Source organism: Helicobacter pylori SA213A (genome assembly GCF_000476275.1).
GTDB classification, from domain to species: domain Bacteria; phylum Campylobacterota; class Campylobacteria; order Campylobacterales; family Helicobacteraceae; genus Helicobacter; species Helicobacter pylori_CL.
The window spans coordinates 1-560 of record NZ_CBOM010000066.1 but is presented as its reverse complement, the minus strand read 5'-3'; the positions used below and the strand labels follow the sequence as shown (position 1 = coordinate 560).

The 560-nt window shown below is 41.1% G+C and carries 1 protein-coding gene; it reads left to right on the top strand.

Going from position 1 to position 560, the window contains the following annotated elements:
• Positions 1-560, top strand: a 560-nt coding sequence (locus tag QT74_RS07920) for a YaaW family protein (RefSeq protein ID WP_033765933.1), incomplete at both ends; no start/stop codon positions are given.

Here is a 560-nt window from a genome sequence, read left to right as displayed (position 1 = left end):
CATGGCGATGATTACGCTAAATACGCAGAAAGAATCGCTGAAGAGTTGCAATACTATGGGAGCAATAGTTTTGCGAGTTTCATTAAAGGTGAAGGGGTCTTATACAAAGAGATTTTATGCGATGTGTGCGATAAATTAAAGGTCAATTACAACAAGAAAACTGAAACGACTTTAATTGAACAAAACATGCTTTCTAAAATCTTAGAAAGAAGTTTGGAAGAAATGGATGATGAAGAAGTGAAAGAAATGTGCGATGAATTGTCCATAAAAAACACCGACAATTTGAACAGACAAGCCTTAAGTGCGGCGACTTTAACGCTGTTTAAAATGGGAGGCTTTAAATCTTATCAATTAGCTGTCATTGTTGCGAATGCGGTCGCAAAAACCATTCTAGGGCGTGGTTTATCGCTTGCGGGCAATCAGGTGCTTACAAGAACTCTGAGCTTTTTAACAGGCCCTGTTGGCTGGATCATTACAGGCGTATGGACAGCGATTGATATTGCAGGGCCGGCTTATAGGGTAACCATACCGGCATGCATTGTGGTCGCCACTTTACGCCT